The 14,309-nt window shown below is 67.1% G+C and carries 11 protein-coding genes; 10 read left to right on the top strand and 1 reads right to left on the bottom strand.

Annotated elements, in window-relative coordinates:
- Window positions 1-9 precede the first annotated feature (9 nt).
- The 7 genes from BLV72_RS03560 to iolG all read left to right on the top strand — a co-directional run bounded on the left by BLV72_RS03560 (window position 10) and on the right by iolG (window position 9,179).
- Complete coding sequence (locus tag BLV72_RS03560; RefSeq protein ID WP_093460221.1) at window positions 10-1,152, top strand: Gfo/Idh/MocA family protein; 1,143 nt, start codon at window positions 10-12, stop codon at window positions 1,150-1,152.
- A gap of 222 nt (window positions 1,153-1,374) precedes the next feature.
- Window positions 1,375-3,330 (top strand): 3D-(3,5/4)-trihydroxycyclohexane-1,2-dione acylhydrolase (decyclizing), encoded by a 1,956-nt coding sequence (gene iolD / locus BLV72_RS03555; RefSeq protein WP_093460220.1) that lies wholly within the window; start codon window positions 1,375-1,377, stop codon window positions 3,328-3,330.
- Window positions 3,331-3,442: 112 nt separating this feature from the next.
- Window positions 3,443-4,798 (top strand): NAD-dependent succinate-semialdehyde dehydrogenase, encoded by a 1,356-nt coding sequence (locus tag BLV72_RS03550; protein WP_093460219.1) that lies wholly within the window; start codon window positions 3,443-3,445, stop codon window positions 4,796-4,798.
- Window positions 4,799-4,977: 179 nt separating this feature from the next.
- On the top strand, window positions 4,978-6,477 hold the full coding sequence (locus BLV72_RS03545) for an APC family permease (RefSeq protein WP_093460218.1): 1,500 nt from the start codon (window positions 4,978-4,980) through the stop codon (window positions 6,475-6,477).
- A gap of 52 nt (window positions 6,478-6,529) precedes the next feature.
- A complete protein-coding gene (locus BLV72_RS03540) occupies window positions 6,530-7,288 on the top strand; it encodes an SDR family NAD(P)-dependent oxidoreductase (protein ID WP_093460217.1) in 759 nt (252 codons plus the stop codon).
- 38 nt (window positions 7,289-7,326) lie between these two features.
- The gene (locus BLV72_RS03535) at window positions 7,327-8,058 is read left to right on the top strand and encodes an SDR family NAD(P)-dependent oxidoreductase (RefSeq protein WP_093460216.1); all 732 of its coding nucleotides are present in this window, start codon (window positions 7,327-7,329) and stop codon (window positions 8,056-8,058) included.
- A 113-nt stretch (window positions 8,059-8,171) separates the two neighbouring features.
- A complete protein-coding gene (gene iolG / locus BLV72_RS03530) occupies window positions 8,172-9,179 on the top strand; it encodes an inositol 2-dehydrogenase (RefSeq protein WP_093460215.1) in 1,008 nt (335 codons plus the stop codon).
- 96 nt (window positions 9,180-9,275) lie between these two features.
- Here the strand turns inward: iolG and BLV72_RS03525 are convergent, their stop codons facing one another.
- Window positions 9,276-10,421 (bottom strand): Gfo/Idh/MocA family protein, encoded by a 1,146-nt coding sequence (locus tag BLV72_RS03525; protein WP_093460214.1) that lies wholly within the window; start codon window positions 10,419-10,421, stop codon window positions 9,276-9,278.
- Window positions 10,422-10,616: 195 nt separating this feature from the next.
- Here BLV72_RS03525 and BLV72_RS03520 point away from each other — a divergent pair, with 195 nt between their 5' ends.
- From BLV72_RS03520 to BLV72_RS03510, 3 genes are all read left to right on the top strand, one after another.
- Window positions 10,617-11,387: an SDR family NAD(P)-dependent oxidoreductase gene (locus BLV72_RS03520; protein ID WP_208905517.1), complete on the top strand. Its 771-nt coding sequence runs from the start codon at window positions 10,617-10,619 to the stop codon at window positions 11,385-11,387.
- A gap of 77 nt (window positions 11,388-11,464) precedes the next feature.
- Window positions 11,465-13,225 carry an IlvD/Edd family dehydratase gene (locus BLV72_RS03515; protein WP_093460213.1) on the top strand — a complete coding sequence of 587 codons (1,761 nt, stop codon included), beginning with the start codon at window positions 11,465-11,467 and terminating at the stop codon, window positions 13,223-13,225.
- Window positions 13,226-13,288: 63 nt separating this feature from the next.
- Complete coding sequence (locus BLV72_RS03510) at window positions 13,289-14,266, top strand: D-2-hydroxyacid dehydrogenase (protein ID WP_093460212.1); 978 nt, start codon at window positions 13,289-13,291, stop codon at window positions 14,264-14,266.
- Window positions 14,267-14,309 lie beyond the last annotated feature (43 nt).

The raw sequence follows: 14,309 nt of genomic DNA, 5'->3' as shown, positions 1-14,309 counted from the left end.
GTGAGAGAAATGGATCCCATTCGAGTCGGCATCATCGGCGTCGGAAACGTGCTCAACCAGTACCTCGACAAGATCGGGGTCCATCCCGACGTCGAGATCGTCGCACTTGCCGACGTCAACGCCGAAGCGGTCGCCAAGCGCGCGGCGGAGTACTCGGTGCCGAAGGCGCTCACTCCCGACGAGCTGCTCGCCGACCCCGCGGTGGAGCTGGTGCTCAATCTGACCCCGCCGAATTTGCATGCTCCGGTCACGCTTCAGGCGATCTCCGCCGGGAAGCACGTGCTGTCGGAGAAGCCGTTCGCTACCTCGCTCGAGGAGGCGCAGCAGATCCTCGACGCCGCCCGGGCCGCGGGCGTGAAGGTCGGGTCCGCGCCCACGACTTTCCTCGGGTCGGGCATGCAGACCAGCCGCAAGCTCATTGACGACGGCTGGATCGGCCGGCCCGTCGCCGTCTTCGGCTCGTTCGCGAACCGCGGCTACGAGCACTGGCACCCGAACATCGATCCCTTCTACAGCCCCGGTGCCGGCCCCATGCTCGACATCGGTCCGTACCTCGTCACCAACCTGGTGAACTTCCTCGGCCCGGCGAAGCGGGTCTCGGCCAGTGCTCCGAGGTCCTCGGAGACCCGTCCCCGTCCCACCGCGGACGGCGGCTACGACGGCGTCATCGACATCAAGACTCCGACCCATGTCACGGGCTCGATCGACTTCGAGTCCGGTGCGACCGCCACGGTTATCGTGAGCTGGGACGTGTGGAACCACAATCTTCCGCACCTCGAGATCTACGGCACGAGCGGATCGATTGCCGCGCCCAACCCGGATCACTTCTCCGGCGCGCCGATCCTTCGCCGTGGCGAGCCCCGCGACCTCGCTCTCGACATGACGCCTCCCGGTGGCGGCGACTGGCGTGAGACGGCCATCACACACCGTGACGACGCATACCGTGGGATCGGCTTGGCCGAGTTCGGGCACGCGATCCGGAACGGACTCGAGCCCCGCACCGGCGGCGCCTTTGCCTACCACGTGCTCGAAGTGCTTCTGGCTTTTGAGAAGTCGTCGGAGCTCGGTCGTCACATCGAGATCGAGAGCACCTGCGAACGCCCCCGTCCTCTTCCGTCGGTCGGGCCGCACGAGCCCTACCGATTCGACTGATCCGGATGTGATCGGGCACGTGAGTGCCCCCGAACGGGAGTTACGGACCATCGCCGACCTCGTCGCCATGCCGCACCTGGTGGCGGCGGGGACAGGCGGCCGAGAGGCCCCGTGGCGTCGTGTCAATGTGGCACAGTCGCGCCCCTTCACACGGTGAAACGCTGTCTCTCGAACGTCTTGGACGATCACGCCGACGTTTGATTCACAGACCTAGGAGAAGGTATGACTACCACCGCGGCCGTCGATACTGTAGTCGGCGCAACCAGCAAGAAAGTGCGTCGGCGCACTGTCGCGCAGGCGATCATCGAGTACCTCCAGGTTCAGTACAGCGAACTTGATGGCGAGCGCCGTCGCCTGATCCCGGGGATGTACGGAATCTTCGGTCACGGCAACTCGGTCGGGGTGGCCCAGGGCATCGACGAGTACGGCGTCGACTTCCCCCACTTCGCCGGCAAGAACGAGCAGTCGATGGTGCACGCGGCAATCGGTTACGCCAAGGCGACCAATCGTGCCGCGACCCTCGCCTGCACCGCGTCCGCCGGCCCGGGCTCTACCAACATGATCAGCGGCGCGGCCACCGCGACCACGAATCGCCTCCCGGTCCTGCTGCTCCCCGCCGACATCATCAACAACCGCAAGGGTGACCCGGTCCTCCAGCAGATCGAGCACCCGGTGGAGCGTGATGTGTCGGCCAACGATGCCTTTCGCCCGGTGAGCCGGTACTTCGACCGCATCACTACGCCCTCTCAGCTGCTGGTGACCCTGCCCGAGGCGATGCGGGTTCTGACCGACCCGGTCGACACCGGTGCGGTCGTCGTCTGTCTGCCGCAGGACATCCAGGGTGAGGCTTACGACTTCCCCGAGGAGTTCTTCAGCCCGCGCGTCTGGCCCATCCGCCGCCGACCGGCGGCGCAGGAGGAAATCCGCGACGCGATCGAGATCATCCGCCGTGCGCAGCGGCCGGTCTTCATCGCCGGCGGTGGCGTGCGCTACTCGGATGCGGCCGACGAGCTCGCGAGGCTCAGCGCTGACTTCGGGATCCCCGTCACGGAGACCTACGCCGGCAAGGGGATGGGCCCGATCTCAGACCTCAACCTCGGCGGGCTCGGGGTCGACGGCACGATCGGTGCCAACCGGATCGCCGGGCGCGCGGACTGCGTGATCAGCGTAGGTTCCCGCTTGCAGGACTTCATCACCGCGTCTCACTCGCTGTTCGAGAACCCCGATGTCCAGCTGGTGCACTTCAACGTCAGCTCTTTCGACGCGCACAAGATGGGCTCGTATCCCGTCGTCGGAGACGCGAAGCTGTCGCTCACCGCACTGCACGAGGGGCTGACCGCGGCCGCCTACCAGAGCGCCGAGGGATACCGTGACGAGATCGCGAGCGCGCGCCAAGCCACGGCCGACACGCTCGGTCACGACCTGGAAGACATCCCCGGCGAGAAGATGAGCCAGGCGCAGGTGATCGACGTGCTCAACAAGCACACCGGCGCCGACGACGCACTCGTGCTCGGCTCCGGTGGTGTGGTCGGCGGTGTCCACAAGGCCTGGGATACCTCGAACGGCACGAAGGTCCTCTCCGAGTACGCGAACTCCTGCATGGGTCACGAGTTGCCGGCCGGTCTCGGCTATCGGCTCGCCCGCCCGGAGGCGCCGGGCGATGTCTTCGTCTTGATCGGCGATGGCACGTACTACATGCAGCCGACCGAGCTCATCACCGCGGTTCAGGAACACAAGAAGATCACCGTCGTGATCATCGACAACAGTGGACATCAGTGCATCTGGCCGTTGCAGGTCGCCAAGGGCGGTCCGGGCCATGAGTTCGGCACTCAGCTGCGCGAGCGGAGCGCGGAGACCGGACGCCTCGACGGGGCCGTCGTGCCCGTCGACATCGCCGCGAACGCGGCCAGCATGGGTGCGGTCTCGTGGTCGACCACGACGATCGAGGAGTTCAGGGCGGCACTTGAGGATGCCCGCGGAGTCCAGGGCCGCCCGGCCGTCGTGGTGGCCCACGTGGAGCCCTGGCGTTACCTCACGGGCAGCGGTGCCTTCTGGGACGTCGGCGCCGCGATGACCTCGGAGCGACCCGAGACCCTGGAAGGCGGCAGGCAGCACCGTGAAGGCCGAGAGCGCCAGCGTTACTACGGCCCGACGATCGCTCCCGGCAGCGAGGTCTGACCGGAACCGCAGTGCGCAGTTCACCACGGCTCCCCGCGGCATCCCGTCGCGGGGCAGCCGTCTCTTCCGGCACAGCATCCGGAACGCCCCAAGAAATCAAGGAGGAGGACAGATGGGCACGTTCGCCGTCACCGACCCGTCCACCGGCGAGACCGTCGCCGAATACCCCGCGGCGACCCCGGAGGAGATCGAGGCCGCCCTCGCCACTACCCACAGGACATACCAGGGGTGGTCCCACCGAACCACGGTGCGCGAGCGTGCCGCTCACGCTCGGCGTCTCTCCGAACTCTTCATCGAGCGTCAAGACGAACTCGCGAAGATCATCAATCGCGAGATGGGCAAGCCGATTCCGCAGGGGATCGGCGAGATCCAGTTCGCGTCCAAGATCAGTGCCGCCTTCGCCGATAACGCGGAGCGGTGGCTCGCCGATGAGCAGCTCGAGGTCGCCGACGGACTGCGGACCTTCTTCCGCTACCAGGGCATCGGCGTGATCCTCGGGGTCATGCCGTGGAACTATCCGTACTACCAGGTCGTGCGATTCGCGGTGCCGAATCTGATCCTCGGCAACACGGTCATTCTGCGTCACGCCGCCCAGTGCCCGGAGTCGGCACTCGCGCTGGAGCGGTTGTTCCTCGACGCCGGCTTCCCCAATGGCGCGTACGTGAACGTGTTCTCGACCCACCAGCAGATCGCCGACATGATCGCCGACGACCGTGTGCAGGGCGTCTCGCTCACCGGCTCCGAGCGCGCCGGTGCGATCGTCGCCGAGCAAGCCGGCCGTGCGCTGAAGAAGTGCGTGCTCGAACTCGGCGGCTCCGACGTGTTCCTGGTGCTCGACACGGCCGACATCGATAGCGCGGTCGAGCATGCGGTAGCCGGCCGCATGGACAACACGGGGCAGAGCTGCATCGGCTCCAAGCGCATCGTCGTCATCGACCGCTACTACGACGAGTTCGCGGCGAAGTTCACCGCCGCGATCGGAGCCCAGTCGTACGAGAACGGCGATTACGGGCCGCTCTCGTCCGACTCCGCGACCAAGACGCTGACGGCCCAGGTGGGGAGGGCCGTCGAGCAGGGCGCAACGATCCTCGTCGGTGACAACCAGCCGCAGGGCAACGTCTACACGCCGAGCGTCATCAGCGACATCACCCCGAGCATGGACGTCTACAGCGAGGAGCTGTTCGGCCCAGTGGCGCAGCTCTACCGCGTCTCCAGCGACGAGGAAGCGATCGAGCTCGCCAACGCCACACCCTACGGCCTCGGCTCGGTCGTCGTCTGCGACGACCTGGAACGCGCCGAGCGCGTCGGCGACCAGCTCGACGTCGGCATGGTGTTCGTCAACGCCAACGGCCTCGGCGGTCCGGACGTGCCCTTCGGCGGCGTCAAGAAGTCGGGCTACGGCCGCGAGATGGGCAAGGTCGGCATGCTCGAGTTCGCCAACAAAAAGCTCTACCGCTTCGCGAAGTAGTCGGACTCGCTCTTTCCCGACGGGGAGCCCCGGAATCGAAACCTCGGGCCTCCCCGTCTCCTGCGCGCCGTCGCGTGGAGCAAGGCGAGAAGCGCTCAAAAGTGTCCTAGAACGGGACATGTAAACTGTTTCGGCGCTTGCCACCATGAACCTCGGATTCCCGCAGAAATCAACGACGAATGGAGTCGATGGTGGCTACACAGAGTAATTCCGAAGCCGCTCCGCCGCCCCTCGAAGCCGATGACGACGCGCCGGCGCAGGGCCTGAAAGGCCGACTCGGCGTCGGCTCGATCGTGTTCTCGGTCGTCGCCTTTGCCGCGCCGCTTCTCGTGGTAGTCGGGCTGATGCCCTCGGTGATCGGCTTTGCCGGGTACGCGATCGTGCCCGCATACGCGATGATCATGCTTATCGTACTGCTGTTCGCATTCGGCTACGCCACAATGACTCGCTACGTCAACCGGCCCGGTGCCTTCTACGCGTACATCACGGCTGGGCTCGGCCGGAGGGTCGGACTCGGTGGGGCGTTCGTCGCGCTGTTCGGCTACCTGCTGCTGGCCTTGCCGACTTGGATCGCTTTCGGCGTGTATGTGTGGCAGCTCATGACCGACACCTTCCACGGCCCAGACATCCCCTGGTATGTCTGGGCTCTCGTCGGCGCCGCTCTCACCGGCATCTTCTCCTACCGCCACATCGAGTTCTCTGCGAAGGTGCTCGGCGTCGCGCTCGGACTCGAGGTGCTGCTCGTGATCGCCTTCGACACGGTCGCCTTCGTCGACGGCGGACCGGGCGGCGTCCCCGTGCGGCCGCTCACAGCGGGCGCCGTCACCGATGGCGGCTTCGGCCTCGCTCTGCTCTTCGGCATGCTCTGCTTCATCGGCTTCGAATCGGCGGCGATCTACCGCGAGGAGGCCAAGGACCCCGAGAAGACGGTGCCTCGCGCGACCTATCTCTCGGTGATCCTCATCGGGGTCTTCTACGTCATCGCCGCGTGGGCGTTCCTCACGGCGCTCGGTCCGGACGGCGTCGCGGGCGCCGCGAAGGCCGACCCCGCAAGCCTCTTCGGCGAAACGGCGGCGCGCTACCTCGGCACCGTTCTCCCCGACGTCATCAAGGTGCTGGTGATCACCTCGACGTTCGCGTGTCTGCTTGCGCAGCACAACACGATCTCGCGCTACGGCTTCTCGCTCGGCAAGGACGGGGTCTTCCCCAGCCGGTTCGGCGCCGCGCACCCGCGCCACCATTCGCCGCACATCGCCTCGATGGTCGTCACGGTGCTCACCCTGGTGACGGTTTTCGCGCTGGCCGCGGTGACCGGTTTCGAGAACGACGGCACGAACGCGTTCACGATCTACATCCGGACGAACGGCCTTGGGGCGATGATCGTGATCTTCCTCATGTGCCTGGTGTCGATCGCGATCATCGCCTACTTCGCCAAGAACCGCGTCGACACCCCGGCACGCGTCTGGAAGACGATCGTCGCGCCGATCCTGGGGCTGATCGGCCTCCTGATCATCCTTGTGCTGAGCGTCGTGCACGTCGACACCCTGATCGGGGCGGGGGAGATGGCGTCGCTCCTGATGACCCTGCTCCTGCCGGTCGTGCTCATCGCCGGAATCGCCTATGCGAGCCATCTGGCCCGTGCCAAGCCCGACGTCTTCACCAGGATCGGGCGGCAGTGAGCGCCTCGATCCGCCATCAGACCATTCCGTCGCCGAGTAAGAGGAAGAGCTCATGACTTCACAGGGGACCCGCCTGGCCGGGAAGGTCGCCGTCATCAGCGGAGCATCGCGGGGGATGGGCCTTTCCCATACCCGTGCGTTCCTGGACCAGGGGGCGCGTGTGGTCGCCTTCGACCTGAACGAGGACGCGGGCCAGACGCTGGTCGAGGAGTACGGCGCGGATCGTGTCGTCTTCCTGCGCGGCGACGTGCGCACCGCCTCGAACTGGAGCCATGTCGTCCAGGTCGGTGTCGAGCGGTTCGGCTCGATCAACGTGCTCGTCAACAACGCCGGCGTATCGCCGCTACAGCGTCTCGAAAGCGTGACCGAGGCGGACTATCGACGGGTGATCGACATCAACCAGGTCGGGACGTTCCTCGGCATGCAGGCGGTGATCCCGGCCATGCGGGAATCCGGTGGCGGCTCGATCGTGAACATCGCGTCCAGTGCGGCGCTCGTCGGCTTCGCCGACATCTTCCCCTACGTCGCGTCGAAGTGGGCGGTGCGCGGCATGACCAAGGCCGCCGCGCTCGAACTCGTCGAGTACGGCATCCGAGTCAATGCCGTCTGCCCCGGCGACACCGATACGCCCATGATCCGCGAGAACGCCAAGACTCCCTCCGCCTCGATGCCACCGGCCGAGGACCTGCCGTTCGGGCGATGGGCGCGTCCCGGGGAGATCTCGGCTGCGGCTGTGTTCCTCGCCTCGGACGAGTCGTCGTACATGAGCGGCACCGAGGTGGTCGTCGACGGAGCCTTCACCGCCCAGTGAACCGACACGACACCGAATTGTCACGGGAGAGGAGCGCCATGGACCGGCTCGACGGGAAGGTCGCCATCGTGAGCGGCGCGGGCAGCGGCATGGGTGAGGAGCATGCTCGCGCCCTCGTGCACGCAGGGGCACGGGTCATCGGGTTCGACATCACCCCCGGTTCCGGACCGGCGCTGGCTGACGAGCTCGGGCCGGATCGCTTCCGCTGGCTGCTGGGAGATGTTACCTCGATCGCCGACTGGAAGCGGGTCGTCGCGGAGTGTGTGGCGGCGTTCGGGCACCCGACCGTGCTCGTCAACAACGCCGGGATCGCACGAGCCAACCGGGTCGAGACAGTGGAGGAGAGCGAGTACCGCCGTGTGATCGACGTGAACCAAGTGGGCCCGTTCCTCGGAATGCAAACGGTCGTGGGGCCGATGAAGGCGGCCGGTGGAGGGTCGATCGTAAACATCTGCTCGACGTCCGGCCTGGTCGGCTTCACCGACAACTTCGCTTATGTCGCGTCGAAGTGGGCGGTGCGCGGCATGACCAAGGCGGCGGCGCTCGAGTTGGTCGAGTACCGGATCCGGGTCAACGCGGTCTTCCCCGGCGAGACGGATACCCCTCTTCTCCGCGCGGATCCGACGGCCCTACCCCCGGAGTCGTCACGCTTCGGCCGCTGGGCGCGGCCGTCCGAGATCTCCGCCGCGGTCGTGTTCCTCGCCTCGGAAGAGGCCAGCTACATGAGCGGCGCGGAACTGGTCATCGACGGCACGTACACCGCGGCGTGATATCGGCTCGGCGGTGTTCTGATCTGGCACATTCCACTGGCTGAGCTGTGAAATAGCGTCACCCGTAGACCACTTGCCAAAGGATAAATCTGTTCTGTAATCGGAGGCCCGAGATGGTGCGAGATCAGGTTCGTTTCGGCCTCATCGGCACTGGCCGGATCGGCCAGGTGCACGCGGCGAGCATCGTCGCGGATCCCGATGCGACGCTCTCCTGGGTTGCCGACCCGTATCTAGCGGGTGCGGAGTCGGTCGCCGCCCGCTACGGGGGAACCGCGACCGGTTCTCCCGAGCGGCTGCTCGACTCCGCAGAGGTGGATGCCGTGTTGGTCGCATCGCCGACGCCGACGCACGTCACCCTCATCGAGGCCTGTATCGACGCCGGTCTCCCCGTGCTCTGCGAGAAGCCGATCGACCTGGACATCGTGCGGGTCGACGCGCTGCGCCCGAAGGTCGCGGCGAGTTCCGTGCCGGTCGCGCTCGGATTCAACCAGCGCTTCGACCCCGCCTTCGCCGAGACACGCACGCGCGTCGCCGTCGGCGAGATCGGCGAGCTCGAGCACTTGTCGATCACCAGCCGCGACCCCGGGCCGCCACCGGCCGACTACATCGCGACCTCCGGCGGGATCTTCCGCGATATGACCATCCACGACTTCGACATGGCTCGCTTCTTCCTCGGCGAGATCGTGGAGGTGAGTGCGACTGGCGCGCGGTTGTTCGATGAGGGCGCTCGTGAACACGGTGACTACGACACCGTCGCGATCGTGCTGCGTGCGGCCTCTGGCGCCATCGCCACGATCACGAACTCGAGGCACAGCGCGATCGGCTATGACCAGCGACTCGAGGCGCTCGGCGCCGAGGGGCTGCTGCTCGTGGCCAACGCGCCGTCCAGCCTGGTGAGCGTCTCCACATCTGCCGCAGTGGAGGCGAAGCGGCCCTATCTCGACTTCTTCCTCGAGCGCTACGCGGAGGCCTATGTGCGCGAGTTGGCCGAGTTCATCAAGCTCGCGCGCGGCGAGGAGTCGACGAGCCCGACATTCGAAGACGGACGCGCGGCATTGATCATCGCCGACGCCGCACAGCGCTCGGCGGAGGAAGGTAGGGTAATCCGCCTCACAGAGTGAAGACGCGACCCCGACCAGAGGTGGTCTGGTCGGGGTCGCGCAGACAGCAGGGCCGGAGATCGGGGGAACTCCGGCCCTTTCTGCGTGCTCTGCGGTCTATGCCTGCGTCGTGGTCGCGCCGGTGACAGCGGGGACGTCGACCCACTGGCCGGACTCGGCGCTGCGAAGCGATACATCGACCAGTTCGGAGGCCGACCAGCCGTCGGCCGCCGACGGCGCGAGCTGCACGCCTTCCGCGACCGAGCGCAGGAACAGTGCCGCCTCGATCGTCTTGAGGTCGTTGAAGCCGATGCCGGGCCCGGCGTTCGGCTGGAAGCGGCCGAACTCGCCGTAGGACGTGGGAGTCATGATCGTGCGATAGCCGCTGCCGTTGTCAGCCAGCTCGAGCTGGTTCATGCGGTCGAAGTTCCAACGCAGCGAACCCTTGGTGCCGTAGACCTCGATGATGTACTCCGCGTGCGGTCCGATCGCGACGCGGGTGGTCTCGAAGATGCCGATCGCACCCCCGTCGAAGCGAGCGAGCAGGGCCGCGTAGTCCTCGTTCTCGACCCTGCGGGATCCGCCCTTGGGGAGCGGACGCTGCGGGATGAAGCGCTCGGTGACCGCGTTCACCGAGATGATGGGGGCTATGAGGAACTGCGCCAGGTCGAAGCCGTGGCTCAGTACGTCGCCGAGCACCCCGGAGCCGGCCTGCGCCTGTTCGTACCGCCAGGTGAAGCCCTGGTTCGGGTCGGAGGCGTAGCTGGTGATCATGCGGATCTGCACGTTGGTGATGCGCCCGAGCTCGCCGGAGCGGATCAGGCGGCGTGCCTCGGCGACCGCCGGAGCGTGACGATAGTTGAAGCCGACCGCCGTGAAGAGTCCCGCCGCGGCCGCGCCCTGCGCGATCTCCCGAGACTCACGGGCGCTGCGGCCCATCGGCTTTTCGATCCAGAAGTGCTTGCCGGCGTCGATGGTCGCGAGCGCGATCTCGTGGTGCAGGAAATTCGGCGAGCAGATGGACACGACGTCCACGTCCGGATGCGCGAGAAGTTTGCGATAGTCGTTCGTCGTCTCGCGGAATCCGAGCGCTTCGGTTGCGTGGGCGCGTCCGTTCGGATCCGGGTCGGCGGCGATCACGAGTTCCGCGCGCTTCGGCAGCTCCGGGAAGAACTGCTGACTCTGAAGGTAGGAGCGCGCGTGGAGCCGCCCCATCACTCCGACGGAGATCAGTCCGACTCCGATGCGGTTCTGCTCTGGCAAGGTGACTCCTTCGTCTGACGCGGGTCTCGTGAATGCTCCGACGGGCGCTCCCGGGCGGGATTCCGGCGCGTCGTGCAAGCCAGCCTAGAAATGCCGGCCCGGGAAGCGGTGTGCCAATCTGGAACATCGGTGGCCCTCGCCGCGCTGCTGTACTGACTCGCATCGGTCCTGCTGAGTCACGAGGGAGTTCCGGCGATGATGAGCGAACGGGCGCACCACATCGACCCCGAGCAGACGCGCGTGCTGATCACGGGTGCCACCTCCGGCGTCGGCGAGGCCACGGCGAAGCTCTTCGCCGCGCGCGGGGCCGCAGCCGTCGCCCTGCTCGGTCGGCGTCCCGAGGAGCTGAGCCGGGTGGCCGACGAGATCGGCGACCACGCTCACACGTTCCGCGCCGATGTCTCGGACTCCGTGTCGGCAACCGATGCGGTGCGCGCGGCGGTCGAGGAGCTCGGAGGACTTGACGTGGTGGTCAACGCCGCGGGCATCGCGAGGGCTGCGTCTCTCGAGGAGCTGGACGACAGGTCGTGGCGCGAGGTGATCGACACGAACCTGTCAGGCACGTTCTACGTCTCCCGCGAGGCGGGGCTGCACATGCGGGCCGCCGGTCGGGGTGCGATCGTGAACGTCGCGTCCGACCTGGCCACCATGGGAGTCGCGGGACTGGCGCACTATAGCGCCGCGAAGGCGGGTGTCGTCGGGCTCAGCCGCGCTCTGGCGATCGAGCTCGCGCCGACCGTGCGCGTCAACGTCGTGAGCCCCGGTCCGGTCGACACCCCGATGCTGCGGGGCGGGCTCGACGCGAGCGCCCCCGAGGCGTCGCTGCGTGAGAAGGAGGCCACCGTGCCGCTCAAACGACTCGCGCATCCCGATGAGATCGCGCGGGCGATCTGGTTCCTGGCGATCGACGGGACCTTCGCGACCGGCACCAGCATGGCCCTCGACGGTGGCACCACCGCCGCCTGACCCACACCCTCATCCGAGACGTCCCGCCCCCGCGCGGATCATTCCGCATCAAGCCCCGCCCAAGGAGCACCACACACATGTCCGACCCGAACATCAGTGAACTCCGCAGTGCGCGGTGGTTCGGCCCGCACGATCTCACGGGATTCATCCACCGAACCGCGATCCAGGCGGAAGGCTTCTCGAAATTCGCCATCAAGGACCGACCGGTCGTCGGCATCGCGAACTCGTGGTCGGAGCTGGTGAACTGCAACATCCACTTCAAACTGCTGGCCGACGCCGTCAAGCGCGGCGTGCTGATGGCGGGCGGCCTGCCGCTCGAGTTCCCAACCATCTCGCTCGGCGAGAGCCTGATGAAGCCGTCGGCCATGCAGTTCCGCAACCTCATGGCCATGGATGTCGAGGAGTCGGTCCGGGCCTACCCGCTTGACGCGATCGTGCTGCTCGGCGGTTGCGACAAGACGGTTCCGGCTCAGCTCATGGGCGCGGCGAGCGCCGACGTCCCGACGATCATGCTCACCGGCGGGCCTCAGGAACCCGCCTACTTCCGCGGTCGTCAGCTCGGTGTCGGTACCGACACCTGGAAGTACGCCGACGAGCTCCGTGCGGGAACCATCACGCAGGAGGACTTCAACGATCTTGAGGCCAGTGCGAAGCCCACCGCCGGGCATTGCAGCGAGATGGGCACTGCCTCGACCATGACCTCCCTCGTGGAGGCGCTCGGCATGTGCCTGCCCGACACCGCCTCGATCCCCGCCGTGGACTCCCGCAGAGCCTCCGCTGCCGAGGCCACCGGTCGACGAGCGGTCGAGATGGCGCTCTCGCTGGGACCCAGGCCGAGCGAGGTGCTCACCGAGCAAGCGTTCGACAATGCGATCACTCTCCTCATGGCTGTCGGTGGCTCGACCAACGCGGTCGTGCACCTGCTGGCCCTGGCGCGGCGGGTCGGCTACGAGCTACAGCTCGACCGCTTCCATGAGATCTCGAAGCGCACCCCGCGGATCGCGAATGTACGCCCCTCGGGAGAGCACCTCATCAAGCAACTCTTCAACGCCGGCGGCATCTCGGCCGTACTGAAGGAGCTCGACCCCCTGCTGCACGGTGACGCAATCACCGTCACCGGCGAGACGCTGGCCGACGGCTACCGCAATGCGGCCGAGCCGGACGGCCAAGTCATCAGCAAGCTCGAACAGCCCTTCGACACCTCGGGCGGCATCGCGGTCGTGCGCGGGTCGCTCGCCCCCAATGGCGCGGTCATCAAGAGGAGCGCCGCGTCGCCCGAGCTGCTGAAGCACCGAGGGCTGGCGATTGTGTTCGAGGACATCTACGACCTCGGGCGTCGGATCGACGACCCCGCCCTCCCCATCACCGAGGACTCGGTGCTGGTGCTGCGCAATAGCGGGCCCGTGGGTGCGCCCGGCATGCCGGAGTGGGGGATGCTGCCGATCCCCGAGCGACTCCTCCGCCGCGGCATCCGCGACATCGTGCGCATTTCGGACGCGCGTATGAGCGGCACCGCGTTCGGCACCACCGTTCTCCACGTCTCACCCGAGGCCGCGATCGGCGGACCGCTTGCCGCCGTGCGAGACGGTGATCCCATCGTGCTCGACGTGGAGAACCAGCGTCTCGATCTCGACATCCCGGACGAGGAGATCGAACGGCGTCTGGCGGACGTCGAGCTGCCTGCCCCGAAGTACCGCCGCGGCTACGGCCGGCTCTTCATCGACCACGTCACACAAGCCGATGAAGGATGCGACTTCGACTTCCTGCGGAAGCTGCCGGATGAAGAGCCGCAGCGGCTCCCGTACGGCCTCACCAGCGGATGGCAGGGCGGCTGGTAGCCGCACCGAGTGAAATGGATGCGGCGCCGCGAAACGAGACGCCGCTCGAAGTGGAGAGAATACATGTATCGCCCGAAGGTGATCGTCATCGTGCCTCAGGGAGGACAGGTGCCGCCGCTCGCGGCGGTGGAACCCGAGGCGGAGGTCCTCGTCGTGCGCACGGCCGACGAGCTGCGGGCCGCGCAGGAGAACGCCGAGATCCTGTTCCTCAACGACTTCCGCAGCACGTTGCTGCGCGAGGTCGGGCCGGGGCGGCTGCGCTGGATCCACACCTCCAGCATTGGCATGGATCCGCTCCTGACCGAATCGATCGTGAACAGCGATGTGGTGGCCAGTAACTCGCGCGGGGTCTGCGAGCGTCCGATCGCGGAATGGGTACTCGGTGTGCTGTTGATGTTCACCAAGGACCTGCGTCGCACGATCGAGCTCCAGCGCCAGCACCGCTGGCAACACAGGGAGACCGAACCCATCCTGGGCCGGAAGGTGCTCGTCGTGGGACCCGGCCCGGTGGGACGGGAGACCGTGCTGCTCCTTCGCGCCGCGGGAATGGATGTCACCGTCGTGGGTCGTACCGCCCGACAGGACCCAGCGCTCGGTGCCATCGCGTCCATCGCGGATCTCGACGAGCTGCTCCCCGGAGCAGACGACGTCGTGTTGACCCTGCCGCTGACCGAGGACACCCGCGGCCTGTTCGACGCCTCCCGGTTGAAGAAGATGCGACGGGGCGCCCGGTTGGTCAACGTCGGACGGGGTGCCGTGTTGGTCGCGGACGACCTGCTCGCCGCCGTCGATGACGATCACCTCGATGCCGCGGCCCTCGATGTGTTCGAGCAGGAGCCTCTGCCGGCCAACAGTCCGCTCTGGAGCCGGGACAACATCCTCGTGTCGCCGCACGCGTCGGGGGACCTGGTGGGCTGGCGCAGTCGCGTCGTCGACAGTTTCGTCGAGAACCTGCGCCGCTGGAAGGTGGGCGAGCCACTGCGAGACGTCGTTGACCTGCGCAAGCTCGGAATCACCGCCCCGGCGTCGACCGCACCCTGAGTGCGCGACGCGTAATGCCGGCTCGTCCGACGGGCGAGCCGGC

This window comes from Streptomyces melanosporofaciens, from assembly GCF_900105695.1.
Lineage (GTDB): Bacteria > Actinomycetota > Actinomycetes > Streptomycetales > Streptomycetaceae > Streptomyces > Streptomyces antimycoticus.
This window is presented reverse-complemented; position numbering and strand designations above follow the sequence as displayed.

Bases quoted from the DNA above. Each gene is read 5' to 3' on its own strand.
- BLV72_RS03515 (WP_093460213.1), top strand. From the start codon at position 11,465: ATGTCCGACCCGAACATCAGTGAACTCCGCAGTGCGCGGTGGTTCGGC.
- BLV72_RS03550 (WP_093460219.1), top strand. From the start codon at position 3,443: ATGGGCACGTTCGCCGTCACCGACCCGTCCACCGGCGAGACCGTCGCC.
- BLV72_RS03520 (WP_208905517.1), top strand. From the start codon at position 10,617: ATGATGAGCGAACGGGCGCACCACATCGACCCCGAGCAGACGCGCGTG.
- BLV72_RS03560 (WP_093460221.1), top strand. From the start codon at position 10: ATGGATCCCATTCGAGTCGGCATCATCGGCGTCGGAAACGTGCTCAAC.
- BLV72_RS03535 (WP_093460216.1), top strand. From the start codon at position 7,327: ATGGACCGGCTCGACGGGAAGGTCGCCATCGTGAGCGGCGCGGGCAGC.
- BLV72_RS03510 (WP_093460212.1), top strand. From the start codon at position 13,289: ATGTATCGCCCGAAGGTGATCGTCATCGTGCCTCAGGGAGGACAGGTG.
- BLV72_RS03545 (WP_093460218.1), top strand. From the start codon at position 4,978: ATGGAGTCGATGGTGGCTACACAGAGTAATTCCGAAGCCGCTCCGCCG.
- iolD (WP_093460220.1), top strand. From the start codon at position 1,375: ATGACTACCACCGCGGCCGTCGATACTGTAGTCGGCGCAACCAGCAAG.
- BLV72_RS03540 (WP_093460217.1), top strand. From the start codon at position 6,530: ATGACTTCACAGGGGACCCGCCTGGCCGGGAAGGTCGCCGTCATCAGC.
- iolG (WP_093460215.1), top strand. From the start codon at position 8,172: ATGGTGCGAGATCAGGTTCGTTTCGGCCTCATCGGCACTGGCCGGATC.